This is a genomic window from Gordonia sp. (in: high G+C Gram-positive bacteria), from assembly GCF_049299075.1.
GTDB lineage: Bacteria > Actinomycetota > Actinomycetes > Mycobacteriales > Mycobacteriaceae > Gordonia.
Map to the genome: position 1 here is coordinate 1 of NZ_JBAQWU010000005.1, position 15,936 is coordinate 15,936.

Annotated in this window: 14 protein-coding genes and 1 pseudogene; 7 read left to right on the forward strand and 8 right to left on the reverse strand. The window is 66.9% G+C overall.

Features of this window, described 5'->3' with window-relative positions; translation table 11 throughout:
* The 3 genes from hsaC to WAW85_RS00195 form a co-directional block, all read left to right on the forward strand.
* On the forward strand, window positions 1–786 hold a 786-nt coding region (gene hsaC / locus WAW85_RS00185), incomplete at its 5' end, for an iron-dependent extradiol dioxygenase HsaC (RefSeq protein ID WP_422557664.1).
* A 6-nt stretch (window positions 787–792) separates the two neighbouring features.
* Window positions 793–1,368 (forward strand): 3-hydroxy-9,10-secoandrosta-1,3,5(10)-triene-9,17-dione monooxygenase reductase subunit, encoded by a 576-nt coding sequence (hsaB, locus tag WAW85_RS00190; RefSeq protein WP_422557665.1) that lies wholly within the window; start codon window positions 793–795, stop codon window positions 1,366–1,368.
* A gap of 102 nt (window positions 1,369–1,470) precedes the next feature.
* Complete coding sequence (locus WAW85_RS00195; protein WP_422557666.1) at window positions 1,471–2,709, forward strand: Nramp family divalent metal transporter; 1,239 nt, start codon at window positions 1,471–1,473, stop codon at window positions 2,707–2,709.
* Between the two features lie 19 nt (window positions 2,710–2,728).
* Here WAW85_RS00195 and WAW85_RS00200 read toward each other — a convergent pair whose 3' ends face one another.
* Window positions 2,729–4,111 carry a wax ester/triacylglycerol synthase domain-containing protein gene (locus WAW85_RS00200; RefSeq protein ID WP_422557667.1) on the reverse strand — a complete coding sequence of 461 codons (1,383 nt, stop codon included), beginning with the start codon at window positions 4,109–4,111 and terminating at the stop codon, window positions 2,729–2,731.
* Window positions 4,112–4,324: 213 nt separating this feature from the next.
* Between WAW85_RS00200 and WAW85_RS00205 the strand changes: the two genes are divergently transcribed.
* Complete coding sequence (locus WAW85_RS00205; protein ID WP_422557677.1) at window positions 4,325–5,473, forward strand: acyl-CoA dehydrogenase family protein; 1,149 nt, start codon at window positions 4,325–4,327, stop codon at window positions 5,471–5,473.
* Window positions 5,474–5,480: 7 nt separating this feature from the next.
* Here WAW85_RS00205 and WAW85_RS00210 read toward each other — a convergent pair whose 3' ends face one another.
* The 6 genes from WAW85_RS00210 to WAW85_RS00235 are packed head-to-tail and all read right to left on the reverse strand — an operon-like array spanning window position 5,481 to window position 10,588.
* A complete protein-coding gene (locus WAW85_RS00210) occupies window positions 5,481–6,539 on the reverse strand; it encodes an acyl-CoA dehydrogenase family protein (RefSeq protein WP_422557668.1) in 1,059 nt (352 codons plus the stop codon).
* A complete protein-coding gene (locus tag WAW85_RS00215; protein ID WP_422557669.1) occupies window positions 6,536–7,507 on the reverse strand; it encodes an acyl-CoA dehydrogenase family protein in 972 nt (323 codons plus the stop codon). Before WAW85_RS00215 ends, WAW85_RS00210 begins: the two co-directional genes overlap by 4 nt.
* Before the next feature lie 3 nt (window positions 7,508–7,510).
* Window positions 7,511–8,659, reverse strand: coding sequence for an acyl-CoA dehydrogenase family protein (locus tag WAW85_RS00220; protein WP_422557670.1), 1,149 nt, complete (start codon window positions 8,657–8,659; stop codon window positions 7,511–7,513).
* A complete protein-coding gene (locus WAW85_RS00225; RefSeq protein WP_422557671.1) occupies window positions 8,659–9,597 on the reverse strand; it encodes an enoyl-CoA hydratase in 939 nt (312 codons plus the stop codon). Before WAW85_RS00225 ends, WAW85_RS00220 begins: the two co-directional genes overlap by 1 nt.
* Window positions 9,598–9,649: 52 nt before the next feature.
* Window positions 9,650–9,997: a ferredoxin gene (fdxA, locus tag WAW85_RS00230; protein ID WP_422557672.1), complete on the reverse strand. Its 348-nt coding sequence runs from the start codon at window positions 9,995–9,997 to the stop codon at window positions 9,650–9,652.
* A gap of 9 nt (window positions 9,998–10,006) precedes the next feature.
* Complete coding sequence (locus WAW85_RS00235; protein ID WP_422557673.1) at window positions 10,007–10,588, reverse strand: DUF2249 domain-containing protein; 582 nt, start codon at window positions 10,586–10,588, stop codon at window positions 10,007–10,009.
* Between the two features lie 148 nt (window positions 10,589–10,736).
* On the opposite strand from WAW85_RS00235, the gene cysD reads away from it, so the two are divergent.
* A complete protein-coding gene (cysD, locus tag WAW85_RS00240) occupies window positions 10,737–11,651 on the forward strand; it encodes a sulfate adenylyltransferase subunit CysD (protein WP_422557674.1) in 915 nt (304 codons plus the stop codon).
* Window positions 11,651–13,489 carry an adenylyl-sulfate kinase gene (gene cysC, locus WAW85_RS00245; protein WP_422557675.1) on the forward strand — a complete coding sequence of 613 codons (1,839 nt, stop codon included), beginning with the start codon at window positions 11,651–11,653 and terminating at the stop codon, window positions 13,487–13,489. The genes cysD and cysC overlap by 1 nt, the downstream gene beginning before the upstream one ends.
* A 69-nt stretch (window positions 13,490–13,558) precedes the next feature.
* On the opposite strand, the gene eccA is transcribed toward cysC, so the two are convergent.
* Complete coding sequence (gene eccA, locus WAW85_RS00250; protein ID WP_422557676.1) at window positions 13,559–15,277, reverse strand: type VII secretion AAA-ATPase EccA; 1,719 nt, start codon at window positions 15,275–15,277, stop codon at window positions 13,559–13,561.
* Window positions 15,278–15,497: 220 nt separating this feature from the next.
* Between eccA and WAW85_RS00255 the strand changes: the two are divergent.
* Window positions 15,498–15,936 (forward strand): annotated as a pseudogene (locus WAW85_RS00255) (HNH endonuclease); the annotation flags it as partial.

The window sequence follows — 15,936 nt, forward strand, 5'->3', positions numbered from 1 at the left end:
CTCTACCTGCGCATGGACGATTTCCCGGCGCGACTGGTGATCGTCCCGTCCGACCGCGATCACTTGGCCGCATCGGGCTGGGAATGCGCGACGGCGGCCGGATTGCAAGAGGTACGGGACCGATTGACTGCCGCGGGTGTGGCGTTCCGCGAAGGTACGCCAGCGGAGAAGACCGACCGCGCCGTTGACGAGCTGATTGTCTTCGGCGACCCCGACGGCAACGTGCTGGAGGCCTTCCACGGGGTCGCCCTGCAGCACCGGCGAATCGTCAGCCCGTACGGTCACCGCTTCGTGACCGGCGAGCAGGGGCTCGGGCACGTGGTGCTGACCACCAGCGACGACGCGGCTTCGCTGGCCTTCTACCGGGATGTGCTCGGCTTCCGGCTGCGTGACTCGATGCGGCTGCCGCCGCAGATCGTCGGCCGCGCCGAGGGCGAGGAGCCAGCGTGGCTACGCTTCTTCGGCTGCAATCCGCGGCATCACTCGCTGGCCTTCCTGCCGATCCCGAACAGCACCGGCATCGTGCACCTGATGGTGGAGGTGGAGAACTCCGACGATGTGGGCCTGGCCCACGACCGCGCATTGCGCAAGAAGGTGCCGATGTCGGCGACTCTCGGTCGGCATGTGAACGACCTGATGCTGAGCTTCTATATGAAGACGCCCGGCGGTTTCGACATCGAGTTCGGCTGCGAGGGCCGACAGGTCGATGACGACGAGTGGATCGCGCGTGAGTCAACGGCCGTCAGCCTGTGGGGTCACGACTTCACCATCGGGATGAAGGGCTGATCGCCGATGGCACCGCTGTCGCCGTATGGCACCTCGGAGTTCGACTCGCGGCAGTTCCGCACCGCGATGGGGCAGTTCTGCACCGGCGTCACGATCATCACCACCCTCGACGGTGACGATCAGCCGAGCGGGTTCGCGTGCCAGTCGTTCGCGGCGCTGTCACTGGATCCGCCGCTGGTGATCTTCTGCCCGATGAAGCAGTCACGGACCTGGCCGCTGATCGAGGAGCGTGGCAGCTTCTGCGTGAACGTGCTGGGCAATCATCAGCAGCAGGTGAGTGCCAAGTTTGGGGCGCCGGGGGAGAACAAGTTCGCCGGCGTGCCGTGGGATGCGTCGCCCCTGGGGCTGCCGGTGATCCGGCACTGTCTGACGTGGGTGGAGTGCACGGTGGAGAAGGTGCTCGACGGCGGCGACCACCACATCGTCGTCGGACGTGCGCAGACACTCGGTGAGCTGCTGCAAGACAAGCCGTTGCTGTTCTATCGCGGTGGTTACCTTTCCACCGAGCATCCGCGGGTGACCCCGGCAGCCGAGCAACTGGACGACTTCATCACCTGGACCGGCGGCGACGAATGGCTCTAGCCGTCGCTCGTGGTCGGCCGACTGCGGCCCGAGCTCAGAAAAGGTGACTCGCACATCAAAGTTCGGTTGACCGAAATCTGATTCGCGGTTAGCCTTCTCGGCGTGGTGGAGACGGAGCGGGAACGGCCGCGGATCAGGCAGCTGACCCTCCTGGGTCCGGCGTTTGTGGCAGCCATCGCGTACGTGGATCCGGGTAATGTTGCGGCCAATCTGACCGCAGGCGCCAAGTACGGCTATCTGCTGGTGTGGGTGCTGATCGTGGCCAATGTGATGGCCGTGATGATCCAGTACCAGTCGGCCAAGCTCGGCGTCGTGACCGGGCGGACGCTGCCGCAGACGCTCGGCACCGCGTTGCCGGGGCGTCGTTCCAGGCTAGCGTTCTGGGGGCAGGCCGAAGTGGTCGCCGCGGCCACCGATGTGGCCGAGGTGGTCGGCGGAGCCATTGCCCTGAAGTTGCTCTTTGGGTTGCCGCTGTGGATCGGCGGCCTCATCGTCGGACTGGTTTCGATGGTGCTGCTGTTGCTGGCGAATCCACTCCGGCAGCGGCAATTCGAGACGGTGATCATGGGGCTTCTGGCGGTGATTGTGCTCGGCTTCGTCGGTGGGCTCGTAGTGAATCCGCCCGATGTCGGGGGCCTGCTCAACGGTATGGTTCCCCGGCTCGACGGCAGTGAGACGGTGTTGCTCGCCGCGGCCATGCTTGGTGCCACCGTGATGCCGCACGCAATCTACCTACATTCGGCGCTGGTCATCGACCGGCACGGCCGCTCGCGGGAGCCGGCGCGAATCGGCCAGCTGCTGCGTGCCACCAAGCTCGACGTGGTGCTGGCCTTGATGGTCGCCGGCACGGTGAACATCGCGCTGCTGTTGTTGGCAGCCACCAGCCTGTCCGGTCGCGCGGGGACCGACACCATCGAGGGTGCCCACGCCGCCGTCGGCGAAGCGCTCGGTCCCGCGATCGCGGCGCTCTTTGCGATCGGTCTGCTCGCCTCGGGCATCGCCTCAACCTCGGTCGGCTCCTATGCGGGTGGCGCGATTATGGCGGGACTACTCCGCAAGCAGATTCCCATGGTCCTGCGTCGATCGGCCACCCTGGTGCCAGCGATAGTGGTCTTGGCAGTGGGCGTCGATCCCACGTGGGCACTGATCGTCTCGCAAGCAGTGCTGAGTTTTGGTATCCCCTTTGCGCTAGTTCCGTTGCGCCGCTTCACTTCTGACCGTTCCCGGATGGGTCAGTTCGCCGACGGCGCCATACTGCGTATCGGTTCGGGCGTCGCGGTGGTCCTGATCGTCGTGCTGAATGCGGTTCTGCTGGTCCTGATCTGCACCGGTCGCGCGTGAGTCGACTGGTGCGGCCGACTCACGCGGTGTACTTGGCGAAGGCTCCGGCCAGGCACTCGGTGAACTCTGCGGGATTTGCCACGCCAACCGGATCGGAGTTGATACCGACAAAGGCGGTGCCGTCGTAGGTCAGCAGCCCGATGTTGGCGGCCGCGCCGGACTTGGGCGCGAACGCGGCCATCGAGGTGACGCGGGTACCGCACGTGTAGATCGGTACCGGCGGTCCGGGAACGTTGGTTGCCGCCAAGTCGACGCCCTTCATGAGGGAGCCAGCCAGGCGTTCGGCGGCCGGTCCGGGCAGCAGCGCCATCCCTTTGTAGAGAATCTCCGAGAAGTCCAACACTGGGTCGTGCATGGCGGTGGTGATCACGCCCTCGACCTGGTGCAGTCGCGCGCCGGAGTCGAGATCGCCGCACGGCACCAGGAATCGTGCTGGCGCCCAGTGGTTGCCGGTCGCTGCGTCGCCGGCAGTCCGCTTATTGACCGGCATATTGAGGCGGAACTCGTCGAGTTGATGGTCGTTGCGGCGGTGGTACATCCCGAACGCATCGGCGACGGCAGCGACGAAGACGACGTTGAGTGTCACATCGGCGTTGCGGGCAGCCTGTTTGAGCTTGTCGATCGGTATTTCGAGCAGAGTGAACTCGCAGGAGAGGGAGCGCTGCGTTATCCAATCCGATAACGGATCACCCTGCGGGGCAAGCGATTTCGCCGTCAGCCTCAGCGTGCGGACCGCCGTGTTGGTGGAACTGATGGGGCTGGTCAGCATGTTCCGCAGGCCCTTCGCAGAGGCACGAACAGTGCCCACTGCCGTCTCCCGGATGGCGCTCGCGCTGAACTTCGTCGATTTCACCGCCCGCGCCACCAGGCCGGCTGGGCTGGGAGTCGGCGCGTCGGGCATGGGGCCGAGGTCGCCCGGATCGGGTGCAAGGTCGAAGAGGGCCGAGCTCATGGCGATACCGCCCATGCCGTCGGCGACGGAGTGGTGAATCTTGAAGATCATTGCCGCGCGACCGCCGCTGAGCCCGGTGAGAACGGCCAGCTCCCACAGTGGCCGTGAGTGGTCGAAGTCTTGTTCGCCCATGTGTGCGGCGTAGGCCAGGGCATTGGCGGTCGCGTCCTCGCCGTCGAGCAGGCGCCGCCAGCGGACGTGGAAGTCGAGGTTGAAGTTCGGATCGGTTTCCCAGCGGGGCGGCGCCGGCGAAATCGCGCTTCCGACCGCCCGCTCGCGGAGCCGTGGGTATATCCGCGTCAGGCGTTCGGCTCGCGCGGTTAGCTGATCGCGATCAGGTTCCGCTTCGAGCCCGATGTAGGCAATAATCCCCGTCCGCAAAATCGGATCGCTTTCGATGGCGTACATCACCGCGTCGAAGGGGCCCATCCGCTCGTCTCGTACTGTCATAATGCCAATTCTAGTGCACCGGATCGATCTGTGTGGCCGAAGGTGGAGACCGGGGACAAATGGCTCTGAGAACTGGCGAAGACGACGCGCGACGCGGCCTCGGGGACTTGCTGTTCTGCCTGATCGCCCTTGCGGCACCGAAGCATCCGTGATGTGATCCGGCCACCATCGGTGAGTAAAGCCCTGCACCCGACGACCCGAACTGAGGAACGTATGGACCGCAATATTTTTGACGACGAGCATGATGACTACCGGGCTGCGGTGCGCCAGTTCCTCACCCAGCGCGTGGTTCCGCACTATGCCGAGTGGGAGCAGGCAGGTGTCGTGCCGCGGTCATTGTTCACCGAGTCCGCGGAGCTGGGCGCCTTTGCGGCGGTGCCCGAAGAGTACGGCGGCGCGGGAATCCGCGACTTCCGGTTCAACGCCATTCTGGCCGAGGAAGCGGCCGCACTCGCGGTGGCGCCGGCCATTCTCGGCGTCACACTGCAGGCCGACGTGTGCATGCCGTACCTGCTCGACCTGACGAATGACGAGCAGAAGGCCCGTTGGCTGCCCGGGGTGGCCGCTGGCGAGTCGATCGTCGCCATCGGGATGACTGAGCCGGGCGTGGGATCGGATCTGTCGGGCATCGCGACGACTGCTGTCCGTAAGGGGGACGACTACGTGGTGAACGGCGCGAAGACGTTCATCACCAATGGCGTCAACGCCGACCTGGTCATCACGGCGGTGCGCACCGGGCCGGATCGGCACCGTGGGCTCAGCTTGCTGGTGATCGAGCGTGGGATGGCGGGCTTTGAGCGCGGGCGGAATCTGGAGAAGGTCGGCCTGCACGCCCAGGACACTGCCGAACTGAGCTTCACCGATGTCCGCGTCCCCGTCGCCAACCTGCTGGGTGAAGAAGGCCAGGGCTTCTTCGGCCTGACCGGGAACCTTCCCCAAGAACGGCTGTCGGTGGCGGTGGCCGGTCTGGCCGCGGCGCGGGCGGCGATCGACTGGACGATCGACTATGTGCGCGAGCGCCGGGCATTCGGTAAGCCGATCGGCGACTTCCAGGCGACGCGGTTCACCCTTGCCGAGCTGGTGACCGAGGTTGACATCATGCAGACGTTCCTCGATCGCGCCGTCGAGGAGCTCCTGGCCGAGCGCCTGAGCGTCGTGGACGCGGCGAAGGCGAAGCTCTGGGCCACCGAACTGCAGGGTCGGGTGATCGACGCCTGCGTGCAGCTGCATGGTGGGTACGGCTACATGCTGGAGTATCCGATCGCGCGCGCGTACATCGATGCACGGATCTCCCGAATTTACGGTGGTACCAGCGAAATCATGAAGGAGATCGTCGGCCGCTCGCTGAAGCTGGGCGGCTAGTCTCGGGCTACACCGGGATCTGTGCGACGGCGCCCTGCGGCGGCCCGAAGAGCTGGGCGTCGGCTTGGGCGCGCTTGAAGTACAGGCCGATGTCATGCTCGGAGGTGATGCCGATACCGCCATGTAGTTGGATGGCGTCGCCGGTGACCTTGATATAGCCCTCCGAGCAGTACACGTGGGCGGCGGCGGCCAGTTCGCCAGCATTTGCGGCGCCGTCGGCCACCGCCTGCACTGCCGCCGCTGAGATCGAGCGCATGGTCTCCACCAGCGTGTACATATCGGCCATGGTGTGTTTGAGGGCCTGGAAACTTGCCAGCGCACGACCGAACTGGTGCCGGGCCGTCGTATGTTCCACCGTCAACTCCAGTGCGCGGGCCGCACCGCCGGTCTGCTCGGCCGACAGCACGGCCCACGCGAGGGTCCGTAGTTGCTCGGCCAGATCGCGCCCCGACTCGATCACCTCGGCGGCCGCCTGGTGGAATTCGACGCGGCACAGTGGACGCGTCGGATCCAGCACTGGCAAGGGTGTAACGGTGACTCCTGGGGCATCGGCGGCGATCTCATGCAAGGTGACTCGACCCGGGCCGGCAAGGACCAAGAAGGTATCGGCGGACTCGCCGTCGATGACGTATTCCGCTGCGCCCGAGAGCAATCCGGCGTCGGCGGTGACCCCGGGAGATTCCCAACCAGCGGGTCCGGCCCAGCAGACGGCGGCGGTGCGAGTGCCCTCGGCCAGGTCTGACAGCAGGCGTGCGGATGCAGCCTCGTCGTTGGCAGCGAGCAGCGTCGCAGTAGCAAGCACCGCCGAGGAGAAGAACGGCACCGGCGCCAACGTCTCGCCGAGTACCTCGGCGACAGCCGCGCCCTCCAGCACGGTGGCACCGACGCCGCCCGACGCTTCGGGGATCAGCAGTGCGGCGACGCCAACCTGCGTCGCGAGGGTCCGCCAGAGCGCGTCGTCGTAACGCTCCGGTGCGGTGATTGCCGTGCGGACGGCGGCGTTGCCACCGCCGCGGCGGCAGGCATCGCGGACCGCGTCGGCGAGGGCATCGAGTTCGTTGCTCACAGTGACTCCAGAATCCGGGCGCGGTGCCAATCCGGGGTGCCCCACGCAGAGCGGAGCGCCCGGGCCTTGGTCAGGAAGAGGGAGAGATCGTGCTCGGCCGTGTATCCGATGGCGCCGAGCACCTGCAGGCAGTTCCGGGCGGCGAGATCGGCGGCGCTGGCGGCGGCCACCTTGGCTGCCGAGATGTCTCGTTCGACATCGGCGGGAGCCGACTCGTCTGAATCGAATCCGACGGCGGCGCCCCACACCAGCGGCCGGGCCATCTCGATGGCGATCGCGACGTCGGCGAGGTGATGTTTGACAGCCTGGAACGAGCCGATTGCCCGCCCGAACTGATGGCGCGCCTTCGCGTACTCGGCGCCGATGTCCAGCATGGCCGAAGCGAGTCCGATCGAATAGGCGGCGGTACCCAATGCGCCCAGATCCGTTGCGGCGCGAACGATCTCATCGTCGACGAGGAGTTCTCCGGGGGTGACCGGGGATACCGTCCGGGTCGGGTCGACGGTGGACAACAGCTCTCCGGCGGTCCCTTGATAGAGCGCCGAGCCGTCGATCAGGTAGACGTCGGCGCTGTCGGCATTCGCGGCACGCGGCGTGCTCGGTGGCACAGCGCAGGTGGCCAGCCGGTCGCCGGACAGGACCGGCTCCAGGCGGTCGGCGAGGCCTACTCCGGCCAGCACGGCGGGCATCACGACGAGCGTTTCCACCACCGGGCCGGGGAGCGCGCAGCGTCCAAGGGTTTCCAGCGCGACGATGGCCTCGACAGCTCCCGCACCGCTGCCGCCGAGGTCGTCGTCCACCAGCAGTCCGGTGATTCCGGCTTCGGCCAGCTGCCGGTAGACGCCGAGGCCTCGGGTGCGGTCGCCGTCGGACCAGGCGCGTGCGACGGCGATCCCGCCGGCCCGGGAGGTGATGGCCGCGGCGGCATCGGCCAGGTCGTGGTGTGTCGAATCGAGCTGAAAGTCCATTGTCTATCGGTCTCCGCGGGGCAGGCCGAGGAGTCGCTCGGCGATCACATTGCGCTGAATCTCGTTGGTACCGGCATAGATCGGGCCGGAGAGGGAAAAGAGGTATCCGCCCAGCCACGGGGTCTCGAGCTCGGCGTCGGCGCCGAGTAGATCGAGCGCCGCCTCGTGCGCGGCGATGTCCCACTGCGACCAGAAGACCTTGTTGATGGACGACTCCATCCCCAGCTGGCCGCCGGACGCCAGGCGACTGACCGTCTGATAGGTCGAGAGCTCATAGGCGCGCGAACCAATCCAGGCGTCGGCGACGCCGGGCTGGTAGCCCCCGCCGGTGTGCTGCCACAGATCGACCAGCCGGTCGGTGGCGGCGAGGAAGCGGCCCGGCGAGCGCAGCGACAGACCGCGTTCGTTGGCGGCGGTACTCATGGCGATCTTCCAGCCGTTGTTCGCCTCGCCGATCACTCCGGACGCGCCGGGGTCGGCCGCGTCGTCGGGGACAAAGACGTCCTCCAGGAAGAGCTCGGCGAAGCCCGCTTCACCGTCGAGTTGGGCGATGGGCCGGACCGTTACGCCGGGGGCGCGCAGGTCGAACATGAAGTAGGTGAGGCCGCGGTGGCGCTGCGCCTCTGGGTCGCTGCGGAACAAGCCGAAGCCCAGGTCGGCGAAGCTGGAGCGCGAGCTCCAGGTCTTCTGCCCGTTGAGCAGCCAGCCGCCCTCGGTGCGTGTGGCCGTCGAACGCAGCGACGCCAGGTCGCTGCCGGCCTCGGGCTCGCTCCACGCCTGCCCCCAGATGTCGTCGGCGCGCGCCATGCGCGGCATGATCCGGGCGAGCTGATCGGGATGAGCATGTTCGAAGAGCGTGGGGGCCAGTAAGAAGATGCCGTTCTGGCTGACGCGCCCCGGGGCGCCAGACCGGTAGTACTCTTCCTCGAAGATCAGCCAGTGCAGCAGCGGCTCGTCGCGGCCGCCGAATTCGGCTGGCCAGCTCACCACCGACATGCGGTCGGCGGCCAGCTCGGCCTCCCAGACGCGGTGCGCCTCGAACCCCTCGGCGGTATCCATCGAGGGGAGCGGTTCGGTGGGAACGTGCGTCGCCAGCCAGGCCCGGACTTCGGCGCGGAACGCCTGTGCGGCGTCGTCGAACAGCAGATCCATCAGGCCTGGCCCTCCTTGGGTGCGGCGCCGCTCTGCGCGGCGGCCTTCATGCTCTTGGCGTCCATTCCGCCCAGCGAGTCGCCGGAGTCGGCGTCGTTGGCGGCGTGGGCGAAGTGGTGCCAGCCGAACACCGAGTCCATCGCATTGCGCATGCCCATCTGGTCTTCGCAGATGTTGACGGCCTTCTTGCTCAGGAACAGTCCCTGCATGGGCATCTCCGTCATCTGCGCGCAGATCTCGTCGACCTTGGCGCCGAGCTCCGCGCGCGGAACCACATGGTTCACCATGCCCCAGTCGAGGGCCTGCGCGGCGGTGAAGCGTTGACCGGTGAACAGGATCTCCTTGGCGCGGCGGGCGCCGAGGACGTAGGCGTGCGCGAAGTACTCCACGCCCGGAATGCCCATGCGCGCAACGGGATCGGAGAAGAAGGCGTCGTCGGCGGCGACGATGAAGTCGGCCGACCAGGCGAGCATCAGGCCGCCAGCGATGCAGGCGCCGTGTACCTGGGCGATGACCGGCTTGGGCAGGTCGCGCCAGCGCCGGCACATGCCCATATAGACCTCGATCTCGCGGGCCAGGCGCTGGTTGCTGTCCAGCGGCGCGCCGTCGCCGCGGGTGTGGTCCCAGTGCAGCGTCGCGACGTTCGGGTAGAAGGTGTCGAAGTCGCGTTCGGGGGTGCCGATGTCGTGGCCGGCCGAGAAGTGTTTGCCGGCCGCGCGCAGCACGATCACCTTGATCGCGGGATCCTCGGTGGCCTTGCGGAAGGCTGCATCCAGCGAGTAGGTCATCACCGAGTTCTGGGCGTTCCGGTAGTCGGGCCGGTTCAGGGTCACATACGCGACCGCGCCATCGGGGCCGCCCGTCTCGTAGGCGATCGGGCTGGAGTCGGCGGTCAGATCATCGGGGCGCAAGGCGGGCGGGATTACGGCGTCGCTCATGCCTCGACTCTAACCTAGCAAGTGCTTGGTTGGTAGCGCGGCGGGTGGCGGGTCAGTCCGCGGTCTGTGGCGGCAGGCCCGCCACGAAGGGGGTGTCGCTGCCGGTGGCGCCGATCTTGGCGGCTCCGCCGGGGGAGTCCAGGGGTGCCTGCTGGCCGGGCAGTACCGCGGTGAAGAACTCGGCGTTGTCGGTCAGGTACGGATACCACTCGTCGGGGAGGTCATCTTCATAAAAGATGGCCTCCACCGGGCAGACCGGCTCGCACGCGCCGCAATCGACGCATTCGTCCGGGTGGATGTAGAGGCTGCGGCCGCCCTCGTAGATGCAATCGACCGGGCACTCTTCGACGCAAGCGCGGTCCATCACGTCCACGCAGGGTTGGGCGATCACATAGGTCACGGTGCCCTCCTATCGCGGGGTGATGGTGAACGTCGGCTCACGGTGTGTGTGGACGGTCAGATAGCTGAGGCCCCCGTCGCCGGCGGCGAACGATCGGCGCGAGCCCTTCGGCAGCCACACCAGATCGCCCGGCTCGACGTCGATCGGTCCGGCGTCGGTGCCCAGGGTCCCCGAGCCGTCCAGGATGTGCACCAGGACGTCCACCTCGGCGCCGGTGTGCTCGCCGATGCCGCCGCCGGGCGCGAGGGTGATGACATTTGAGTCCAAGTCGCGGCTGGGTAGCTCCAACTTCCAGGCCACCCCGGCCTCGCCGCCGGCCACCGCGTCCGCGCTATTGCCGAGCTTGCGCGGCACCGGAGTGGCCAGGGTCTTGCGGATGCGGATCTGGTAGTCGCCGGGTTCGCGCACCAGATAATCCCAGAGGAAGCCGCCCGGATTGCGGTCGTCGAACTGGGCGTGCAGGGGGATCGGATCGTGGTCGTTGACCAGGATCAACGCCTCGCCGACCGCAAGGCCGTCGAACACCCCGAAGATCTTCGGGTGACGCTCGGGTTTGGGCACCTCGCGCACGTCGATCGTGACGTCGGGCATGGAGTCCTCCTCAAAATGAAATAAAGAGCAGTCTGCATTATCGAAACTACGCTCGCATGGGTGCGTCGGGCAATCGAGCGCGTGGCCAGGCCCGCGGTCCGCACCGCGGTCCGGTCGGTCGGCGGTGTGGCGACTACGCTCTTGGGTCATGGACAAGCACGGATACGAACTTTCGGATCTGGATGCGCTGGAGGCCGAATCCGTGCACATCTTCCGGGAGGTGGCCGCCACCTTCGAACGGCCCGGCATGCTGTTCTCCGGCGGCAAAGACTCGGTGGTGATGTTCCACCTGGCGCGCAAGGCATTCTGGCCGGCGCCCATGCCGTTCCCGCTCATGCACGTGGACACCGGCCACAACTTCGACGAGGTGATCGAGTACCGAGATCGGGTGGTCGCGCAGACCGGGGCGACGCTGATCGTGTCGAGCGTGCAAGACGACATCGACGCGGGCCGCGTGGTGGAACAGACCGGTGTCGGTGCGTCGCGGAACCGGTTGCAGACGGCGGCGCTGCTGCGCGGCATCACCGAGCACAAATTCGATGCGGTGTTCGGCGGTGCGCGCCGTGACGAGGAGAAGGCGCGCGCCAAGGAGCGCGTCTTCAGTTTCCGTGACTCCTTCGGGAGTTGGGATCCGCGTAATCAGCGCCCCGAGCTGTGGAATCTGTACAACGGGCGGCACCACCGCGGTGAGCACATCCGGGTCTTCCCGCTCAGCAACTGGACCGAGCTGGACATCTGGCGCTACATCGAGGCCGAGAACATCGAACTGCCATCCATCTACTACGCGCACGACCGCGAGGTGGTCCCGCGCGACGGCATGCTGCTGGCTAAGACCCCCTTCCTGGAAGTCGGACCGGAGGAGACCAGTCACGTTGAGCGGGTGCGGTTCCGCACCGTCGGCGATGCCACCTGCACCGGGTGTGTGGAAAGCGACGCGGACACCCCGGCCAAGGTGATCGACGAAGTCTCGTCGACCCGCGTCACCGAGCGCGGTGCCACCCGCGCCGATGACCGGATCTCCGAGGCAGGCATGGAAGATCGCAAGAAAGAGGGCTACTTCTGATGGCTGGGGAACTGGTGCGGATCGCTACCGCGGGCAGTGTCGACGACGGCAAGTCCACCCTGATCGGGCGGCTGCTGTACGACTCCAAGTCGATCTTCGCCGACCAACTGGAGGCCATCGAGCGCACCAGCGCGAGCCGCGGTGACGAGTTCGCCGACCTCTCACTGCTCACCGACGGCCTGCGCGCCGAACGCGAGCAGGGCATCACGATCGACGTCGCCTACCGCTACTTCTCCACGCCCGAGCGCAAGTTCATCATCGCCGACTCGCCGGGGCATGTGCAGTACACGCGCAATATGGTGACCGGTGCGTCGACGGCCGATCTGGCGATCATCCTGATCGACGCCCGCAAGGGTGTGCTGGAGCAGACCCGGCGGCACGCGTTCCTCTCGTCGCTGCTGGGCATCCCGCACCTCACTATCTGCGTCAACAAGATGGACCTCGTCGAGTACTCGCAGGAGCGGTTCGAGGAGATTCGTGACGAGTTCATTGCCTTCGCCGCGAAGCTGAATGTCACCGACCTGTCGTTTATTCCGCTGTCGGCGCTCAAGGGCGACAATGTGGTGGACCGCAGCGAGGCGATGGACTGGTACGACGGCCGCCCACTGCTCGGACATTTGGAGAACGTATATATCGCCTCGGATCGGAACCTGATCGACGCTCGCTTCGGCGTGCAGTACGTGATCCGGCCGCAGCGCAGCGACGGTCTTGACCACCGGGCGTACGCCGGCACCGTCGGCGGTGGCGTGCTTGCGGTCGGCGACAATGTGGTGGTGCTGCCGGGCGGATTCGGCACCACGATCAACAAGCTGTGGGGTCCTGGCGGCGCCGAGCTTACCGAGGCCTTCGCGCCGATGGCCGTCTCCATGGAGTTGGCCGACGAGATCGACATCGTCCGCGGCGACATGATTGTGCGGCCGAACAACCGCCCGCACGTCGACCGCGACGTTGACGCGATGGTCTGTTGGTTCTCCGAGACCAGCAAGTTGGCGCCTGGGTCGTCGTACTTGATCACCTGCGGTACCCGGCAGACCCGGGTCACCGTCTCTGGGCTGAACTACCGGCTCGATGTCAACACGCTGCATCGCGACGAAGAAGCGGATTCGTTGGGGCTCAACGAGATCGGCCGGCTGACGCTGCACGCGCAGCAGCCGTTGATGTTTGACTCGTACCGGCGCAACCGCGACACCGGCAGCTTCATTCTGATCGACGAGGCGACTAACGCCACCGTTGCGGCGGGCATGATCACCGGTCCGGTGGCGCACGACACCAACGTGGTCTGGCAGGACACCAAGGTGTCGCGTCAGCAGCGGTCGCATCAGGGTGCCACGATCTGGATGACCGGCCTATCCGGCTCCGGAAAGTCTTCGCTCGCAACGGAATTGGAGCGACGCCTCGTCGCCGAGGGGCGTCCAGCCTATCTGCTCGACGGCGACAACCTGCGGCACGGGCTGAACTCGGATCTTGGCTTCAGCGATGAGGACCGTCGGGAGAACATCCGGCGCACGGCAGAGGTCGCGGCCCTGTTCGCCGATTCCGGTGCCGTAGTGCTGGTGTCGCTGATCAGTCCCTTCGCCCAGGAGCGTGAACGCGCGCGGGAGATCCACGAGGCGCAGGGCCTGCCCTTCTACGAGGTATTCCTGGACACGTCGCTCGACGTGTGTGAAGCGCGCGATGCGAAGGGCCTGTACGCCAAGGCCCGCGCCGGGGAGATCACCCAGTTCACCGGCATCGACTCGCCGTACGAGCGCCCGGAGTCCCCGGACATCGTGGTGCGCCCGGACGACGGCACCCCCGCCGACACCGCCGTCGCGGTGCTGCGGAATCTGGGCCTGTAGAGGCCGGTTTCGACTCGTCTGTCGAAACCGCGGAGTCGCCAGCGGCGATGGTGTGCGCTCGGCAGGCAGCTACGGCAGGCCCCTTCCGGTTGCGGGATTGGCAACGGTGATCAGGGATCGTCGGACGTCGGCGGCGTCGATGGTCATCAGGTCGGCCTCGGTGAGGGCGTCCAGGTCCGCGTGGGCGGCAAGGCGGTGTTCACGCTCCTCCTCCGCCGACTCGATCAGGTTGCGGACGAAGCGGCCGTTGCCAGCCAGGTCGGTGGCGCGGCGGGGCCCGGACAGGGTGAGCGTGAGGTCGTCGTACATGGCGGCGAACGCCGCCGATAGCGTTGCGGTGGCCTCCGGACTCAGGCGTGCGTCCCGGCGGTCCGCCATCACTTCGGCGATCTGCGTCAGCTCGTCGGGCGAGTAAGAGGGAAAGCTGATCCGGCGCGAGAAGCGGGACGCCAGGCCCTCGTTGGCGGCGAGCAGGCGATCGATTTCGGTGTCGTAGCCAGCGATGATCACCACCAGCCGGTCCCGGTCGGTCTCCATCCGCGCCAGTAGGAGGTCCAGCGCCTCCCGGCCGAAGGCGTCGCCGCCGGTCAGGCCTTCCTGCACCAGGCTGTATGCCTCGTCGATGAAGAGCACGCCATCGAGTGCCGAATCGAGCACCGCACCGGTATTCGGTGCGGTGCTGCCCAAGTATTCGCCGACCAGATCTCGCCGGGAGACTTCTACCACCCGGTCGGTGGCGAGCAGGCCCAGTGCCCGATAAAGCTTGGCGACGATCCGGGCGATCGTGGTCTTGCCCGTTCCGGGCGGACCGGTGAAGGCGAGGTGCAGACTCCGCTCGCCGGTGCGCAGACCGCGGGCCGCGCGGACCTTGGCCAGGGTCGCGGTGGAGCGAAGCCGTGCCACCTGTTCTTTGACCGCCGTCAGGCCGACCTGTGCGGCCAACTCGCGGGTCAGCTCGTCGAGCGGGTCGTAGTCGGTGTCGATCAGCGAATCCGACGCCTCGTCGGGTGTTGCGTCGACGGCGTCGATCACCAACCGATAGGTCGGGTCGGCGAGCGCTCGGCTCGCCTCGCTCAACTCCGGATCGAGGGCGAACGCTTCCTGGAACCTGGTGCACGCGGCAGGCTCGTCGCCCCGCTCCCGCAGCGCCATCCCGATGGTGAACGCGGCCTGGGCCCGTGCATTCGTCAGCGGACCGGTGCGGACTACCTCTAGTCGCCGCAGTCCCTCGTCGAACAGACCGAGCTGGACGCACGCGGTGCCCGCAAGCAAAGTGGCTGCGGTAGCCAGATACTGATCGTCCCAGCGGTCGATGCCGGCCAACGTCGAGAGCACGTGTGGCCACTCCCGGGCACGCAGATGGAGTGCGGCCCAGCAGAAGTCGAGGATGGGGGATTCGGCGTCGGGCACTTGCGGAAGGCTCTCGAGAACTTCGCGTGCACCGTCGACGTCGTTTCCGGTGAGCAGCGACGCCGCGTACGCAAGCGCGGCCTGCACCCGATCGGCAACTGGATAGTCGATGTAGAGGCCGGTGGGTGCCCGTCCGCACAGATATCCGGTCGGCGCTCCGACGCGGCGCTGCTGATCGCCGATCGAGTTCCGCGCCGAGTACAGGCCGAAGAGTGTCTCGCCGGACTGATCGCCGGCGGCCAGCCGCCCGAGCCAGGCATCGCCCATGCCCGGATCGGCCTCGGTAGCGCGGGTGAACGCCAGGCGCGCCGCGTCGGTCCCCAAGCGGGCGATCCCGGCGTCGAAGTAGTCGCGCGCGATACGTCGCAGATCAGTCATGGTCCCCCCGAACCCAGAGCTGTTGTCAGCGACTGTAGTCCGCGAGTCTCGCCGGTGTGGAGGGTTGCTGGGAGATTCGCGTCAGGCTTGGGAGGGACATGCCGAATATATGTTCGACGATAGTATTGCATAAACCTCATAGTGAGGCGTACTCTGAGGATTGGGATCGGAAGTGCCGGTTGACCAGTGGGAATAGTGACTCAGGCAGGAGGTGGCGGCCATGAACCAAGTTGCCGCCCCGTCTGCTGCGGGTGAAGGCTCGGTATTCGACGCGACTGCTGTCGTCGACGGTTTGTCGGCGGCGCAGTTGGTGGCGGTGCAGGATGCGGCCGAGGTGCGCTTGCGGTCAGCGGCGCTGACCCCGGAGTCTGAGGATGGGCTGCTCGATCTGTTGGAGGCGAGGGAAGCCACGGTGCGGCGGCAGCAGGTGTTCGATGCCGCGCTGTATGTGGAGCTGAGTGATCGGGGCGCGTACCGGAAGGGCGGGTTCATTTCGATGGCGGCCTTGTACTCCGGTGGGCTGCGGCTCGGGAGTGGGGAGGCTCGGCGTCGTCGGGTGCTGGCGACCGAGTTGGGCCGGTTCACCACGATGACTGGGGAGCGCCGCGAACCCTCGCTGCCTGCGACCGAGGCTGCTGTCGCTGACGGGGAGATCGGCC

Excerpts from the sequence above, each read along its gene's own strand:
- hsaB (WP_422557665.1), top strand. The coding sequence starts at position 793 with ATGGCACCGCTGTCGCCGTATGGCACCTCGGAGTTCGACTCGCGGCAG.
- WAW85_RS00200 (WP_422557667.1), bottom strand. The coding sequence starts at position 4,111 with ATGACAGTACGAGACGAGCGGATGGGCCCCTTCGACGCGGTGATGTAC.
- WAW85_RS00205 (WP_422557677.1), top strand. The coding sequence starts at position 4,325 with ATGGACCGCAATATTTTTGACGACGAGCATGATGACTACCGGGCTGCG.
- WAW85_RS00215 (WP_422557669.1), bottom strand. The coding sequence starts at position 7,507 with ATGGACTTTCAGCTCGATTCGACACACCACGACCTGGCCGATGCCGCC.
- WAW85_RS00220 (WP_422557670.1), bottom strand. The coding sequence starts at position 8,659 with ATGGATCTGCTGTTCGACGACGCCGCACAGGCGTTCCGCGCCGAAGTC.
- WAW85_RS00225 (WP_422557671.1), bottom strand. The coding sequence starts at position 9,597 with ATGAGCGACGCCGTAATCCCGCCCGCCTTGCGCCCCGATGATCTGACC.
- WAW85_RS00235 (WP_422557673.1), bottom strand. The coding sequence starts at position 10,588 with ATGCCCGACGTCACGATCGACGTGCGCGAGGTGCCCAAACCCGAGCGT.
- cysD (WP_422557674.1), top strand. The coding sequence starts at position 10,737 with ATGGACAAGCACGGATACGAACTTTCGGATCTGGATGCGCTGGAGGCC.
- cysC (WP_422557675.1), top strand. The coding sequence starts at position 11,651 with ATGGCTGGGGAACTGGTGCGGATCGCTACCGCGGGCAGTGTCGACGAC.
- eccA (WP_422557676.1), bottom strand. The coding sequence starts at position 15,277 with ATGACTGATCTGCGACGTATCGCGCGCGACTACTTCGACGCCGGGATC.